The following is a 14,640-nucleotide window of genomic DNA, read 5'->3' as shown; positions in this document are numbered from 1 at the left end:
CAGACACCCGCCCATGAATCGCCGCAAGAAGATCAAACAACTGCTCGAAGCCCACGCAAAAAAGGCCAATGCCAAGCTCGCGCCTAAAAGCAACAAACCCAAGTACATCAGCAAAGCCGACAGGGCGAAGTTGGAAGCTGAAGCGGCTCAAGAGCCCGTCACGCCCGCTGAGTAGAAGTCGGTTGATCGTTCCCACGCTCCGCGTGGGAACGCAGCCCAGGACGCTCTGCGTCCCGTCGCAGTTTAGGCAGAGTCCGCCGACGCAGAGCGTCTCGAAAAGAGGTGCCCACGCAGAGCGTGGGTACCATCGGCATAAAGAGCCAAAACATCGCGGCTAAAGCGGACTGCCGCCCAGCCGTTCCTACCCGGCGAGATGGCGTTAGCCGAGGACTTTGTCGGCGGTGTACACCGCCTCGTCGAGAAACACGTTCACTGCCGGGTGATCGCGCTCGCCCTTGCGGTAGGCGAGAAAGACGCCGCGCTGGATGTCCGGCAGCAGCGGCACAGCGGTGACGCCGGGTAGCGGTCGCACCAGACGCAGGCCGGAGACGATGGAGATGGAGTTGCCAGAGGCGACCATGGCCGCAACCATCTCGAAGCCGGCGCAGTGGGCGTTGATACGCGGCGCATAGCCCGAGCGCCGGCACAGGTTGGTGATGAATTCGCCGAACGAGCTGCCGGTGGAGTCCAGCGCCCAGGCTTCGTCGCGCAGCTCGGCGATGGTCAGGCTGTCACGCCGCGCCAGGGCATGGTCGATGGGTAGCAGGACGTGCAACTGATCCTGAGTCAGGGGAATCAGCGCGTAGTGTTCGCGGTTCTCGTCGGGCTGCACGGCCAGGTCGTCGATCACCGCCACGTCGATCTGCCAGGCGCCGAGGGCACTGAGGCTTTCCTGCGGCTCCAGCTCCAATACCACCACGTTCAGCCGCGGGTAGGCGCTGCGTAGCGCACGCACGGTTTGCGCGATCACCGCCACGGCAATCGAGGGGAAGGCGGCCACGCGCAATTCACCGGCGATTTCCCCGCGCAGCAGCGCCAGCTCCGAGCGCGCTTCGTCGAGCACCATGAGAATGCGTTCGGCATGCGCCACCAGGCGCTCGCCAGCCGGGGTGAGCACCACGCCGCGCCCGCGTCGCTCGATCAAAGCCATGTCCGCCTCGCGTTCGAGCTGGGCCACCTGCTGTGAGACGGCCGAAGGCGTCAGGTGCAGCGACTCGGCAGCCGCCGCCATGGTGCGGCAGCGCGCCAGTTCACGCAGGGTGCGCAGACGGGTGATGTCCATGGCGCGCTCTCAATAGTTAAGGATCGCTAACGAATAGGTTAAAAATAAATCAGTATACATAATGATATGGCCGGCCTTAGATAGAGATATCCACACGCGCTGAACCGGGCGCGTGGTTCACCCACATACAGGCATCGCTGAAACCCGGTTTTCAGCCGTGCCCACAGAAGAAGAATCTCGCCATGGCTATCAGCGTTTTCGACCTGTTCAAAGTCGGTATCGGCCCCTCCAGCTCCCACACCGTCGGCCCGATGCGCGCGGCCGCACTGTTCACCCACGCGCTGGAAAACCACGGCCATATGCCGCAGGTGACCCGCGTCGCCGCCGAGCTATATGGTTCGCTGGGCGCCACCGGCAAGGGCCACGGCAGTGACAAGGCAGTGTTGCTCGGCCTCAGCGGCCATGAGCCAGATACGGTCAACGTCGATCAAGTGCCCGAGTACATCGAGGCCATCCGCCGCGACAAGCGTATCGTCCTGGCCGGCAAGCATGCCGTGGCTTTCGACGAGAAAGCCGATCTGAAGATGTTCCGCAAGGCGCTGCCACTGCACGCCAACGGCCTGCGCTTCGCCGCCTTCGACGCCGCCGGCATACAGCTGCACGAGGCCACCTATTACTCGGTGGGCGGCGGTTTCGTGGTCAGCGAGGCGATTCTCGCCGACGGCTCCAAGCACAAGGTCATCGCCCCGGACGCCACCAGCCTGCCGCTGCCGTTTCGCAGTGGCGCCGATCTGCTGCGCCTGAGCCGCGAACACGGCATTGGCATCGCCGAAATCATGCGCCGTAACGAACGCCACTGGCGCAACGACGAAGAGACCGAAGCCGGCCTGCTGGAGATCTGGAAGGTGATGCAGGCCTGCGTGGAGCGAGGCTGCCGCACCGAGGGCATTCTCGCTGGCGGCTTCAAGGTGCGCCGCCGCGCGGCGATTCTGGCGCGCAAGTTGGGCGGCTTCCAGCGTAGTTACCTGGAAGACCCGCTGCGCATGCTCGACTGGGTCAACCTCTGGGCACTGGCGGTGAACGAGGAGAACGCCGCCGGGGGACGCGTGGTGACCGCGCCGACCAACGGCGCCGCCGGCATCATTCCGGCGGTGCTGCACTACTACGCCAACGCCATTTCCGGCGCCAGCGAGCGCGGCATCATCGATTTTCTGCTGACTGCCGGCGCCATCGGCATCCTCTACAAGGAAAATGCCTCGATCAGCGGCGCTGAAGTCGGCTGCCAGGGTGAAGTCGGCGTGGCCTGTTCGATGGCCGCCGGGGCGCTATGCGCGGTGCTCGGCGGCACCCCGGAGCAGGTCGAGAACGCCGCCGAAATCGGCATGGAGCACCACCTGGGCCTGACCTGCGACCCGGTCGGCGGCCTGGTGCAGATCCCCTGCATCGAGCGCAACGCCATCGCTTCGGTGAAAGCCATCAACGCCGCGCGCATGGCGCTGTACGGCGACGGCTCGCACTACGTCAGCCTGGACAAGGTGATCAAGACCATGCGCGAAACCGGCGCCGACATGCTGACCAAGTACAAGGAAACCGCCCGTGGCGGCCTGGCGGTGAACATCATCGAGTGCTGATGCTCCATTGCTGGATGTGAAAACGCCGCGAACCTGTGCAGGTTCGCGGCGTTTTCATGTGGGAAGCGATGATCGGACGCTGAAAGCCCCCTGATGCCTGTCAGTCAAACGTCGCCGCTGCGAAGGCGTAGGGGCGGGGCGCCTACGCAGGTTGGTGGCCTGCCAGCTCTTCATGGCACCTGCCCCTCCAGGGCTTGCCGCAGATCGTCTGCGCGAGTGAAGACCTGCTGCGCGACGATCTGCAGACCATCGAGTTGCAACCACAACACCTCCCCCTCGCCTGCCGGGTAGCGCGGCGCGATACGTGCGTCGCGGTCGAGGAGGATGCGGTAGTTGTAGTCGCGCATCTTCGGCAGGGCGAAGAGCGTGGCGATCACGCCAGGCATGCGGCTGACGTCGGCGAGGAACACCGCCTGGCGCTCGTCCAGGTAGCCCTTCGGCTTGCCCTGCAGAGCAGCATTGACCCGCTTGGCACCGTCCATGTCGCGGGCGACCAGCAGGATACGGGTCTCGTCGTTGAGGGTATAAGGCGCGTCGAACTGATCCAGCAGCGTCCAGGATGCCAGACGCTCGCCGGGCTCCAGAGCGAGCGCAGCGGTGGACAGCAGGCAGAGCAATAACAGGGCTGCAGCTTTCATGGGTGAACTCCGGTGCGCTCAGTAAAGGTCTTCGTCAGTTACCAGGCGCACTTCGCCTGCGTCCATGGCATAGGCGGCGTCGGCCAGGTCGTTGCTGACCTGCTCTACCTTCAGTTCGCCACTGACCCACAGCGGGGCGTAGATATCGTCGATGGCGATGCCCTTGGGGTAGCGCACCAGCACCAGTTGATTAGGCGGCGGTGGCGGCACGTGGATGCAGGCGCCCGGATAGGGCACCAGGAAGAACAGGGTGCTGTTGCCTTTCGCGTCGTTTTCCAGCGGTACCGGGTAGCCGCCCAGGCGGATGGCCTTGCCATCGAGTTCGGCCACGGTCTTGGCGGAATACATCACGGCCGGCAGATCCTGATCCTGCTGGCGCAGGCCGCCCTCGCCGTAGAAGGTGCTGTCACCTTCCGGGCTGTCGTGGCTGATCTCGGGCATCTCTTCGAGCGCCTTGCGGTCTTCGGGCGGCATCAGGTCGAGCCAGTCGGTTTCCGGCAATTCGGCGTGGGCCAGACCGGTGAACAGTAGCAGGGCAAGCAGCAGGTGGCGCATGGGGGATGGCATCTCATGACGGCGTATACGAGGGGCCGACAGTTCGGCCCCTGAGACGGGCGGGTCAGCCCTTCTTGATCGCGCCGTAGATTACCAGCAGAACGATGGCGCCGATCACTGCGCCGATAAAGCCGGCGGCCTGCCCGGCCTGGTAGATGCCCAGCGCCTGACCACCGTAGGTAGCGGCGATGGAGCCACCGATGCCGAGCAGGATGGTCATGATCCAGCCCATGCTGTCATCACCGGGTTTGAGAAAGCGTGCGATCAGACCAACGATCAGACCGATGAAAAGGGTGCCGATAATGCCCATTGGCGTATCTCCTGATGAGTGCTGCTCGTGCAGCAGGCCCGACATGAGACAGGTCGATGCGGCTATCGGTTCGCCTCATCGGGCGGCAGCACTTCATAGCGGCGGTAAATCAGTGCGACTTCACCCGTCTCGCGCATGCGCTCCAATTCGGCACCCAGGCGGTCATACAACGCTCGGCGGTCGCTCCGGTAGCGCTTGAGCGAGGCGCCGAAGTGGTTGCCCAGTGTTTGCTGATGAACGTACCGGGCATAGCTGTAGTCGCGAAACCCCATTGCCCTGAATTGCGCTTCCATGGGAATGCGGTCGAGCACGGCAATGGTATCGAGGCGCCCCGCGCGAAACATGCCCGCCAACTGTTCATCGTCGCTGGCGTAGACGCGCCCGAGCAGGCCGTCGCTATCGAACGGCTCGAAATACGCCGTACCACGCTTGACCCCCAAGGCCAGCTCGTACAGATCCTCGTAACGGCTCAGCCGCGCTTCCTGCCCGGGGCGCACGACGAAGCGCACATGCAACGGCTGATTGCCGATGCTGGGCAGGTAGTGGATGTATTCGCGGCGCTTCTCGGTCATGAGCACACGCGGCACCAGGTCGATGCGCCCGGAGCGCAGATCGTCGAGGCTGCGCAGGAAGGGTGCCTGGCGCCAGTGCAGCTCGACACCGACACGCTGGGCAGCGGTTTCCAGCACGCTGACCAGCGGCCCGCTGGGCAAGCCGTCAACCACGCGCATCTCTGGCGTACGCTCGCGGAAATCGACGCGTAGTACGTCGTCCGCCGCGTTGCAGGTCAGCGCGAATATCAGGGGCAGCAAGGCAGACAGGTACTTCATGCGGGACGCTCTTGAATGACTGCCATCATTCAAGAGCGTAGTCGCAAAATGCCGGCTCAGCCTTGTGCGATCAATGCCTGCACGGCCTTGATTGCAACATCCAGACTGGCGCGATCAGCACTGCGAAGCGTGGCATGCCCGACCTTGCGCCCGGCCTTGAAGGCCTTGCCGTAGTGGTGCAGATGGCAGTCGGCGATGCTGATCACCTGCTCCACCGGCGGTACTGCACCAATGAAGTTGAGCATCGCGCTCTCGCCCAGCTTGGCGGTGGAACCCAGCGGCAGGCCGGCGACGGCGCGCAGGTGGTTCTCGAACTGGCTGCACTCGGCACCTTCGATGGTCCAGTGCCCGGAGTTGTGCACGCGCGGGGCGATCTCGTTAGCCTTGAGGCCACCGTCGACTTCGAAGAATTCGAAGGCCAGCACGCCGACGTAGTCGAGTCGGTCCAGCACGCGACCGACGTAGTCCTCGGCCAGCGCCTGCAGCGGGTGATCGGTGCTGGCGATGGACAGGGCGAGGATGCCGCTGTCATGGGTGTTGTGCACCAGCGGGTAGAAACGGGTTTCGCCGTCACGGGCGCGCACGGCGATCAGCGACACCTCGCCAGTGAAGGGCACGAAGCCTTCGAGGATGCACGGCACGCTGCCCAGCTCGGCGAAGGCGCCGGTGACGTCTTCCGGCTTGCGCAGGACCTTCTGGCCCTTGCCGTCGTAGCCCAGGGTGCGGGTCTTCATCACCGCCGGCAGGCCGATGCTGGCTACTGCGGCGTCGAGGTCGGCCTGCGACTGGATATCGGCGAACTCGGGGGTGGGAATGCCCAGCTCGCGGAACATGGATTTTTCGAACCAGCGGTCACGGGCGATGCGCAGGGCTTCCGCGCTCGGGTAGACCGGCACGAACTGCGAGAGGAAGGCCACGGTCTCGGCCGGCACGCTCTCGAACTCGAAGGTGACCAGATCGACTTCGTCGGCCAGGTGGCGCAGGTGATCCTGATCGCCGTAATCGGCGCGGATATGCTCGCCGAGCGCCTGGGCGCAGGCGTCTGGCGCCGGGTCGAGGAAGGCGAAGTTCATGCCCAGCGGCGTACCTGCCAGGGCCATCATGCGGCCCAGCTGGCCGCCACCGATCACGCCGATCTTCATTACTGCGCCCTCGGGTCCGGATTTTCCAGCACGGTGTTGGTCTGCTCCTCGCGGAACTGCTTCAGCGCCGCGTGAAACTGCGGGTGCTGGTGACCTAGGATGCTGGCGGCGAGCAGGGCGGCATTGACCGCGCCGGCCTTGCCGATGGCCAGGGTGGCGACCGGAACGCCGGCCGGCATCTGCACGATCGACAGCAGCGAGTCGACGCCCGAGAGCATGGACGACTGCACCGGTACGCCAAGCACCGGCAGATGGGTCTTGGCCGCGCACATGCCCGGCAGGTGAGCGGCGCCACCGGCACCGGCGATGATCACCTGGATGCCACGGGCTTCGGCCTCTTCGGCGTACTGGAACAACAGGTCCGGGGTGCGGTGGGCAGAAACCACCTTGACCTCGTGGGGAATGCCCAGCTTGTCCAGCATCTCGGCGGTGTGGCTAAGGGTGAACCAATCGGACTTGGAGCCCATGATCACGCCAACCAGTGCGCTCATCGTCGTGCCTCTTCTCTCGGGCGCCTCGCGGCGCGTCAAAAACCAACAAGCCACGCGGGCGGGCCAGCGTGGCTTGTCATGATTCGTTGGCCGGGTGCTGCCGGCCGAAGGCCGCGCAGTATAACGCAAAGCCGCCGCTGGCGGGCAGTGGCGATGACCGTTTGTCACGCCGGCCGTGACCATGCGGCAAAAACGCCTAAACCTTGCTCTGGAGCAATGTAGGCGCGGGCTACGCACGCACACTGGCCTGACAATCGCAGGGAAGAGGAACAGCCCATGAACCCGACCATGAAAGCCGCCGTCGTCCACGCCTTCGGGCAGCCGTTGCGTATCGAGGAGGTGAACACCCCACTGCCCGGCCCCGGGCAGATTCTGGTGAAAATCGAGGCCTCGGGCGTGTGCCATACCGACCTGCACGCCGCCGAGGGTGACTGGCCGGTGAAACCGAGTCTGCCGTTCATCCCCGGTCACGAGAGCGTTGGCTACGTGGCGGCGGTCGGCAGTGGCGTGACCCGGGTGAAGGAAGGCGACCGCGTCGGCGTGCCCTGGCTGTACACCGCCTGCGGCTGCTGCGAGCACTGCCTGACCGGCTGGGAAACCCTGTGCGAGAGCCAGCAGAACACCGGTTATTCGATCAACGGTGGCTACGCCGAATACGTGCTGGCAGACCCGAACTATGTCGGTATCCTGCCGAAAAACGTCGATTTTCTGGAAATTGCGCCGATCCTTTGCGCCGGTGTAACGGTGTACAAGGGCCTCAAGGAAACCGGGGCACGCCCCGGCCAGTGGGTGGCCATCTCCGGTATCGGCGGCCTCGGCCACGTCGCCGTGCAATACGCCCGCGCCATGGGCCTGCACGTCATCGCGGTGGATGTCGACGACGCCAAACTGGAGCTGGCGCGCAAGCTTGGCGCCAGCCTGACCATCAACGCGCGCAAGGAAAATCCGGCCGAGGTGGTGCAACGCGATATCGGTGGCGCCCATGGCGTACTGGTCACGGCCGTATCCAACGCCGCCTTTGGCCAGGCCATCGGCATGGCGCGCCGGCACGGTACGGTGGCGCTGGTGGGCTTGCCGCCGGGTGACTTCCCCACGCCGATTTTCGACGTGGTGCTCAAGGCCATCACGATCACCGGCTCCATCGTCGGCACCCGCGCCGATTTGCAGGAGGCGCTGGATTTTGCCGGCGAAGGCCTGGTCAAGGCCACGGTGCACAGCGACAGCCTGGACAACATCAATGGCATCTTCGAGCAAATGCGCGGCGGGCAGATCGAGGGGCGCGTGGTGCTGCAGTTCTAATGCGACAGGGGCCACGGATTGGCAACTTTCCTACAGAACGGACGCCGACGGGCGCACAGATCGCCGCCAGACGGCTGGCTATACTGTGCGCCTCTTCATCCGTACAAGGACGTGTCGTCATGAAACAGTACGTTTCGCTCGTTGCTCTCTCCCTGCTCTCTCTTCAAGCCGCTGCACTGGATCTGGCCAAGCATCCGCAGGTCTTCGATGCCGGCCAGGGCGTGAGCCTGGCCATCGCGCCCACTGCCGATGGCAAACAGGCACTGGTACAGGTTCGCGGCATCAACCACCCGCTCGACGAAGTGGTGTTCCTGACCAACGTCCGCGAGCTGGGCAACGAGCAGCGCGACTATGGCATCCGTCTCGATGGCCGCGACTACAACCTGCTGAACAAGCGCCGCGCCTGGAGCGGCGAGAGCTACCAGCTCAACCTGCCGAACACCCAGGGCTTCGAGCTCAGCTACGACGAGGACAAGACCAAGGCGCTGAAGCCGAAGGATCTCCTGGCGATTTACCAGAAGCAGGAGAAGGATGGCCTGCAGGCGCGCCTCGCCGCCTTCGACCGCAAGCAGCGTGTTGCCGATTACAGCGCGCGCCTGCAGGAGATCGACGGCGAAGCCTCCAAGGCCTGCGCCACCCCGCTGAGCACCAAGGTGGACTGGAGCGCGATGTCCGATGAGCAACTGATCGGCCTCAGCGTGCCGAGTTTCTGCGGTGAAGTGGTCAACCAGATGGCCTACCTGTGTGACAAGGACGACCGCTACAAGGCTGAGGCCAAGACCCTCAAGGGTGTCGACTGCCGTTTCGGCGAGAGCATGAAGTTGCGCGAGCAGGACGGCCAACTGCAGTTCACCACCCTCAAGGACGAACCGAATCAGGGCGACTTCATCAACGCCATTCTGCGTAATCGCTGATCCTCTCGGGCGGGCTACGGCCCGCCGTCTCGCGGCATATTTCTTGCGTTCCTTTGCCTGATCACGCTTACGGAACGCATCATGCTGCACGCCCCACTGACCACCCTGCATGTGGTGTCCCTGATCCTCCAGCGCTTTGCCGAGCAGCCCGAGCTACACCCGCAACTGCTGGCCGGAAGCGGCATTGCTGCGGCTGACCTGGACAATGCCGACGCGCGCATCACCCGGGTGCAGGAGCTGCAAGTCTGTGCCAATGCTCTGACCTTGCGCGCCGACCTGGGCCTCGAACTGGGGCGCAGCCTGCATGTTTCCTCCTACGGGCTGCTCGGTTACGCCGCGCTGTCGGCTGCCACCTTTGGTGACGCCTGGCGCCTGCTGCTGCAGTACCCGGCACTGCTCGGCACCTATTTTCGTCTCGAGCTGCAGGTGGAAGGCGAGTGGGCCTGGATCAGCGCCAGCGGTTACCGCGATGCCGAGGCGCTGGAAGTGTTCAACGTGGAGATGTGCCTGGCGTCGCTGAAACTGATCGGCGACGAACTGCTGCGCCAGCCGCTGCCCCTGGCGAGCGCCGAGTTCACCTACGCCCGGCCAGACTACGTCGCGCGCTATGCACAGAGTTTTCCCTGCCCGCTGCGCTTCACGGCGCAGCGCAATGCCTTTGCCTTTCCCGCCGCGTTGCTGGAACAGCGCCTGCCGCTGGCCGACAGCGTGACCCACGGTGACATGGTGGAGCGCTGCCGCCGTCTGAATGCCGAGTTCAGCAGCCGTCAGGCCTGGCTGGAGCGGGTGCGTCAGTTACTCGCCGCGCAACTGGCCGAACCGCCGGGGCTGGAGAACCTGGCGCAGCAGATGCACTGCTCGCCGCGCACCCTGCGCCGTCATCTGCAGGAGCTGGGCACCAGCTACCAGGGCTTGCTCGACGAGCTGCGCTTCGAGCGCGCCAAGGCGTTGCTCAATGATGCGCAATGGCCGGTGTACCGCATCGCCGAGGTGCTCGGCTTCAGCGAAACCGCCAGCTTCCGTCATGCCTTTCAGCGCTGGAGCGGCGTGCCGCCAAGTCGCTTTCGCGCGTAGCTCGGATGTAATGCGGGAATATCCGTAATGCTCTTCATTTAAGGCGGCACACGCTTAGCTCCCCTCTCCCATTTATGGGAGAGGGGCTGGGGGAGAGGGTTGGAACGCAGCGGAACCGCCAATTTCCCCCTCTCCCTAACCCTCTCCCCGGAGGGGCGAGGGGACTGATCGCGTTTCCACCGCTTCTTATCGGACAGTATTGGGGAATGACCGTCACCTTTCCCCGGATTACATCCGGGCTACCGGCGATCATCACGATAAAGGCTCGTCGCTGAAGCGACTCCTACCCTACGCGGAAGCTGTGATCCTCATTCCTCCGCCTGCACGTTGCGATACATCTGCAGCCGCGCGGCTTCATGCAGGCCCCGGCTCAGCGCCAGCAGGCGCTGGAACTCTTGCGGGTGCTGCGCGGCCACGTTGTCACGCGGGGTCGGCGAGTGCAGGTCGTGCAGGGTTGGCGAGCTGCCGTCGTGCTGCATCTGCACGAGAAAATCTCGGGTTACTGCGCCGATCACCGGGAAGGTACCTTCCTGCAACACCAGCGGCACAACACGCTCGCCTTCCGGCGCCGGCAGTTGCAGGTCGCGACCAAGGCCGCCGTTGTCGAAGGGCACGCCGACCATGCCGGCCACGGTCGGCAGCAGGTCAGCCAGGCCCACGGCCGCATCGAACTCGCGCGGCGCCAGCCATTTCGGCGCGTGGATCAGCAGCGGCACGTTGTTGCTCTCCAGCCCCAGCTGCTCGAAGGCCGGCGCCATGTGCGGGATCTGACTGATGCGGGTGTTGTGGTCGCCGAAGAAGACGAAAATGGTGTCGTCGTAGAAGCCCTGCTCCTTGGCCAGCTCCATCAGGCGGCCGATGTTGAAGTCCAGCAGGCGCACCGCGTTGTACTGCTCGACGCTGCGCGAGCCGGCCTGCTGCACCTGTTCCAGCGGCAGGTCGAGCGCCTCGAAACCGTCGTTATCCTTGGGAATGGTGAAGGGCCGGTGGTTGCCGGAGGTCTGCAGGTAGGCGAAGAACGGCTTGTCCTTGGGCAGAGCGCCGAGAATGCGCGTGCTTTCCTTGAAGAAATCCAGGTCGGAGATACCCCACACGTCCACCTGGGGCGACTGCCAGTCACGCTCTTCATAGAGTTGCACGCCGTCGATGCTCTGGCGGATCAACGCATTGATGTTGGCCCAGCCGGCGTTGCCGCCGATCATGTAGAACTTCTCGTAGCCGTCGAGCGCGTTGATCAGCGTGCGCTGGCGGGCGATCAGCGGGTTGCGCGTGGCGGTCTCCTGGCGCGACACGTCAGGGATGCCGGTGATGCTCGCCCACACCGTCTTGGCGGTGCCGGTGACCGGCACGTAGAAGTGACGGAAGAACCAGCTTTCCTGAGCCAGACGATCCAGATTCGGCGTCGGGTTCAGCGGGTTGCCGTAGGCACCCACGGCGCTGGTGCCGAGCGATTCGAGCATGACGAAGACCACGTTGGGCTGGCGCTCGGTCTGGATGCGGTGCGCCTGCACAGGCTGATGACGGAAGAAATTCAACCCCTGCGCATCACGCTCGCTGACGCCCAGGTAATCGGCCACCACCTCGTAATGCTCGCGCGTGGCGGCTTCGTCGAAGGCGGCAGGCTCCAGCTTGAGGGTGTCGAAGAGAAACAGCGCCGGATTGATCCCGAGCGCACCGACCTGACTGTTACCGCTGTAGAAGGCATCGCTCCAGCGCAGCGGCACCGGGTTCTCCAGGTTCAGCGCGCTGGCGCGGCCGAGCAGGCCGAAGAACACCAGCACACCGACCACTGCCGCACCGCCGAGGGCCGGCAACACACCGACCTGCTGAGCCTGCGGCCGGTCCAGGGTCGCGCGCTCCAGGCGCAGCAGCGCCCAGGCCGACAGCGCTACACCGGCCAGCCAGGCCAGGGTTATCCACAGCACCGGGTAGGTCTGCCAGAGCATGCCGGCGGAGATCTGCGCGTCGCCGGCAAAGCGCAGCACCGTGGCGTTGAGGCGCACGCCCAGGTAGGCATAGTGGCCGAAGTCGATGATGTACAGCAGGCCCAGTGCCGCCACGGCCAACACCAGGTAACCGCGCAGCAGCCAGCGCATGGCACGAAAACGCGCCAGGCGCAGCTTGGGCAGCGCCAGCAGAATGCCGACCGGCAGCATCAGCAGCAGGGCCAGGCGCAGGTCGAAGCGCAGGCCGATGCCAAGCGTGGGCAACACGTCCGGGTCGCTGATGCTGTCGACAGCGGAAAAGCCCAGCAGGAACAGCATGCGCAGGGCGGCGAAGAGGACGAACAGCAGTACCGTCAGGCCTGCCAGGTAATGCAGGCGGCGGGATTTCAGCCAGCTCATGCGAGTTTCCTTGTCGGTCGGGCCAGCAGCCAGCGCACAGCGGCACTCAGCAGCGCACCCAGGCTATAGAGGGCCAGGTAGGGGTCGATCAGGTAGTCCCAGTAATTTTCCGAGGCGCCCAGGCGCAGGGCGAAGGCCAGGGTTGCCAGCACCAGCGCCAGGGCGCCGAGCCAGCTGCGCTGGACGATCAGCACCGCGCACAGCAAGCCCAGCACCAGCAGCATCGGCCGGGGTTCGAAGCCCAGCTGGTAGGGGTCGGCATAGCTCAGGCCGAGTGCTGCCGGATAGAGCAGCACGGCCAGACCGGCGAACAGCGCCAGGCTGGCCAGCCGATCACGCGAGCTGGCAGGCGCCAGGCCAAAGCGGCTCAGGGTCGCCCAGCCCAGCAGCACCAGGCTGGCCACCGACAGATCGCCGATATAGGTACGCAACTGCAGCGCCAGGCTGATGCCCTGCACCGGCAGCAGGCTGAGCAGCAGGCAGCCCGCCAGCAGGATGCCGCGCTGCAGGGCAGTACGCGCCAGCCGGGTGAAGATCAGGAACAGCAACAGGGTAAAGGCCAGGTGTGGCAGCCAGAAATCAGTCATGCGGGTGGCGCTCCGAGACCCAGGCCTCGTTGAAGGTCAGGTGCTTGATGAACATGTCGTTCCACGAATAGACCAGGTGATAGGCACCCTCGCGATCACGGACGAAGTAGGGATATTCGTAGTCGAAGGAACAACCGTCGTCGCTGCACATGCGCGCGGTCACCCGCTCGAGGAAAGTCGCCTGCTGCTCGGGCTTGCCGCCGCTGGCCAGGTATTTCTCACTGACCACGGCGGGAAATTCGTCCCGCGTGATCGGCTCGCCCCAGGGGTTGGGGCTTTCGTCGAGCTCACCCAGGTTACGCCAGTTGCTCAGGTTGGCGTCGGTGGCATAGAGCGTCAGGCGAAAGCGCCCGTCTTCAAGGTCATTCATCGCCACCAGCAGGCTGCCGTCCGGGCGACCGACCGCCGCCAGCGAAGAGTTGGGGTTGCTCGGTTCCACCGGCTCGGGCTGGCTCCAGTTGCGCCCGGCATCTTCGCTGTAGCTGGCCAGCACGCGATGGTGCTCCTCGCCGGCATAACGCAAGAGGGCCACGGCACGCTTGTCGTCCAGCGCCACTACGGTGGGCTGCAGCGAGTAGCGGCCCTTGCCGATACGGTGCTTGCCCAGCACTTCACCGTTCGCGCTCAGGTGCAGGTACTCGGGAAACTTGCCGAGAAACTCGTGATACACCGGCAAACCGATGCTGCCGTCGGCATGGAACACGGGGGTGGCACGTACCAGGGTGCTGATGTTGAGGAATGGGCTGGTGACCAGTTGCCGGGGCGTCGACCAGGTGACCCCGAAATCATCGGACACCATGGCGTTGACCGCACTGCCGGCCCAGCCGCCAATCGACACCGAGACGTAGAACAGCCACAGGCGATTGTCCGGTGCCAGGCTGATCACCGGGTTGCCCAACTTGCGGATGTGCTTGCCCACGGCCCGCTGGGTCGACTCGCGGCTGGCCAGCACGCGCTCGGCGCTCCACTGGCCACTGACGGCATCGAAGCGTGCGGCGCGGATCTGCACATCGGCGGCGCCTTCGCGTGTGCCGGCGAACCAGACCGCCATCAGATCACCGCCAGGCAGGTCGGTGATGGAGGCGGAATGAACGAAATCCTCCAGATCGGAGGAGGCAAAATGTGCCGCCATGGCGGGTGTCGTATTGCCCGGCAGCGCGGGGGCGCGGGCAAAGGGCGCCAATTCGTGCGAGCTGCCGGCGAGCCAGGCGTAGGCGAACACGGAGGCAGCGCCCAACAGCAGGGCGCAGGTCTTGAAGGTTGAGGCCATGGTCGCGGATTCAGGGATGTCGGGGCAATGCCAGCTGTGCGCTGGCCACGTCTTCTACAGGCTGGGCATCGACCGGATCGTAATAGATTTCCAGCTTGCGACCCTCACGGTCGAAGCCATAGATCTCGTAGCAATTACCGGGAGTGATGCGGAACTTGGTGATCTGCACGCCCTGGCGCTTCATCTGCTCGCGGAACTGCGATTCGGGCATCCAGGCGCTGCGATCAGGGCGGGCGCATTCGGTATCGGCCAGTAACGGTGTGGCGCACAGCATCAGCAGGCTGCCCAGTACGGCTCGGGCTAAACGGGGCATGGCAGATTCTCGTCAAGAA

Annotated in this window: 16 protein-coding genes; 5 read left to right on the top strand and 11 right to left on the bottom strand. The window is 64.8% G+C overall.

Annotated elements, in window-relative coordinates; translation table 11 throughout:
• The first annotated feature begins 13 nt into the window (after nucleotides 1-13).
• Entirely contained in the window at nucleotides 14-175 is a 162-nt protein-coding gene (locus J7655_RS01055; protein ID WP_017676211.1) for a DUF2986 domain-containing protein, read from the top strand.
• A gap of 204 nt (nucleotides 176-379) precedes the next feature.
• Here the strand turns inward: J7655_RS01055 and J7655_RS01050 are convergent, their stop codons facing one another.
• Entirely contained in the window at nucleotides 380-1,282 is a 903-nt protein-coding gene (locus J7655_RS01050) for a LysR family transcriptional regulator (protein WP_230926182.1), read from the bottom strand.
• Between the two features lie 182 nt (nucleotides 1,283-1,464).
• On the opposite strand from J7655_RS01050, the gene J7655_RS01045 reads away from it, so the two are divergent.
• Nucleotides 1,465-2,853, top strand: a complete 1,389-nt coding sequence (locus J7655_RS01045; protein ID WP_230926181.1) for an L-serine ammonia-lyase — start codon at nucleotides 1,465-1,467, stop codon at nucleotides 2,851-2,853.
• A gap of 170 nt (nucleotides 2,854-3,023) precedes the next feature.
• Here the strand turns inward: J7655_RS01045 and J7655_RS01040 are convergent, their stop codons facing one another.
• The 6 genes from J7655_RS01040 to purE form a co-directional block, all read right to left on the bottom strand.
• On the bottom strand, nucleotides 3,024-3,491 hold the full coding sequence (locus J7655_RS01040) for an FAD/FMN-containing dehydrogenase (protein ID WP_230926180.1): 468 nt from the start codon (nucleotides 3,489-3,491) through the stop codon (nucleotides 3,024-3,026).
• A gap of 18 nt (nucleotides 3,492-3,509) precedes the next feature.
• On the bottom strand, nucleotides 3,510-4,046 hold the full coding sequence (locus J7655_RS01035) for a DUF3299 domain-containing protein (RefSeq protein WP_230926179.1): 537 nt from the start codon (nucleotides 4,044-4,046) through the stop codon (nucleotides 3,510-3,512).
• A 64-nt stretch (nucleotides 4,047-4,110) separates the two neighbouring features.
• Complete coding sequence (locus J7655_RS01030) at nucleotides 4,111-4,356, bottom strand: GlsB/YeaQ/YmgE family stress response membrane protein (RefSeq protein ID WP_230926178.1); 246 nt, start codon at nucleotides 4,354-4,356, stop codon at nucleotides 4,111-4,113.
• Nucleotides 4,357-4,418: 62 nt separating this feature from the next.
• Nucleotides 4,419-5,186: a substrate-binding periplasmic protein gene (locus J7655_RS01025; protein WP_230926177.1), complete on the bottom strand. Its 768-nt coding sequence runs from the start codon at nucleotides 5,184-5,186 to the stop codon at nucleotides 4,419-4,421.
• A gap of 56 nt (nucleotides 5,187-5,242) precedes the next feature.
• Nucleotides 5,243-6,328, bottom strand: a complete 1,086-nt coding sequence (locus J7655_RS01020) for a 5-(carboxyamino)imidazole ribonucleotide synthase (RefSeq protein WP_230926176.1) — start codon at nucleotides 6,326-6,328, stop codon at nucleotides 5,243-5,245.
• On the bottom strand, nucleotides 6,328-6,819 hold the full coding sequence (gene purE, locus J7655_RS01015; RefSeq protein WP_230926175.1) for a 5-(carboxyamino)imidazole ribonucleotide mutase: 492 nt from the start codon (nucleotides 6,817-6,819) through the stop codon (nucleotides 6,328-6,330). The genes J7655_RS01020 and purE overlap by 1 nt, the downstream gene beginning before the upstream one ends.
• Before the next feature lie 276 nt (nucleotides 6,820-7,095).
• Here purE and adhP point away from each other — a divergent pair, with 276 nt between their 5' ends.
• From adhP to J7655_RS01000, 3 genes are all read left to right on the top strand, one after another.
• The gene (gene adhP / locus J7655_RS01010) at nucleotides 7,096-8,118 is read left to right on the top strand and encodes an alcohol dehydrogenase AdhP (protein WP_230926174.1); all 1,023 of its coding nucleotides are present in this window, start codon (nucleotides 7,096-7,098) and stop codon (nucleotides 8,116-8,118) included.
• A 119-nt stretch (nucleotides 8,119-8,237) separates the two neighbouring features.
• A complete protein-coding gene (locus tag J7655_RS01005) occupies nucleotides 8,238-9,032 on the top strand; it encodes a hypothetical protein (RefSeq protein ID WP_230926173.1) in 795 nt (264 codons plus the stop codon).
• An 81-nt stretch (nucleotides 9,033-9,113) separates the two neighbouring features.
• Nucleotides 9,114-10,106, top strand: a complete 993-nt coding sequence (locus J7655_RS01000) for an AraC family transcriptional regulator (protein WP_230926172.1) — start codon at nucleotides 9,114-9,116, stop codon at nucleotides 10,104-10,106.
• Between the two features lie 308 nt (nucleotides 10,107-10,414).
• On the opposite strand, the gene J7655_RS00995 is transcribed toward J7655_RS01000, so the two are convergent.
• From J7655_RS00995 to J7655_RS00980, 4 genes are read right to left on the bottom strand one after another with little or no spacing between them, the layout of a single operon-like run.
• Complete coding sequence (locus J7655_RS00995) at nucleotides 10,415-12,451, bottom strand: LTA synthase family protein (protein ID WP_230926171.1); 2,037 nt, start codon at nucleotides 12,449-12,451, stop codon at nucleotides 10,415-10,417.
• On the bottom strand, nucleotides 12,448-13,038 hold the full coding sequence (locus tag J7655_RS00990) for a hypothetical protein (RefSeq protein WP_230926170.1): 591 nt from the start codon (nucleotides 13,036-13,038) through the stop codon (nucleotides 12,448-12,450). The genes J7655_RS00995 and J7655_RS00990 overlap by 4 nt, the downstream gene beginning before the upstream one ends.
• Nucleotides 13,031-14,308, bottom strand: a complete 1,278-nt coding sequence (locus J7655_RS00985) for a sialidase family protein (RefSeq protein ID WP_230926169.1) — start codon at nucleotides 14,306-14,308, stop codon at nucleotides 13,031-13,033. The genes J7655_RS00990 and J7655_RS00985 overlap by 8 nt, the downstream gene beginning before the upstream one ends.
• 10 nt (nucleotides 14,309-14,318) lie before the next feature.
• Entirely contained in the window at nucleotides 14,319-14,621 is a 303-nt protein-coding gene (locus tag J7655_RS00980; RefSeq protein ID WP_074859864.1) for a PepSY domain-containing protein, read from the bottom strand.
• Nucleotides 14,622-14,640: the final 19 nt, after the last annotated feature.

It is taken from the genome of Pseudomonas wenzhouensis, assembly GCF_021029445.1.
Lineage (GTDB): Bacteria > Pseudomonadota > Gammaproteobacteria > Pseudomonadales > Pseudomonadaceae > Aquipseudomonas > Aquipseudomonas wenzhouensis.
This window is presented reverse-complemented; position numbering and strand designations above follow the sequence as displayed.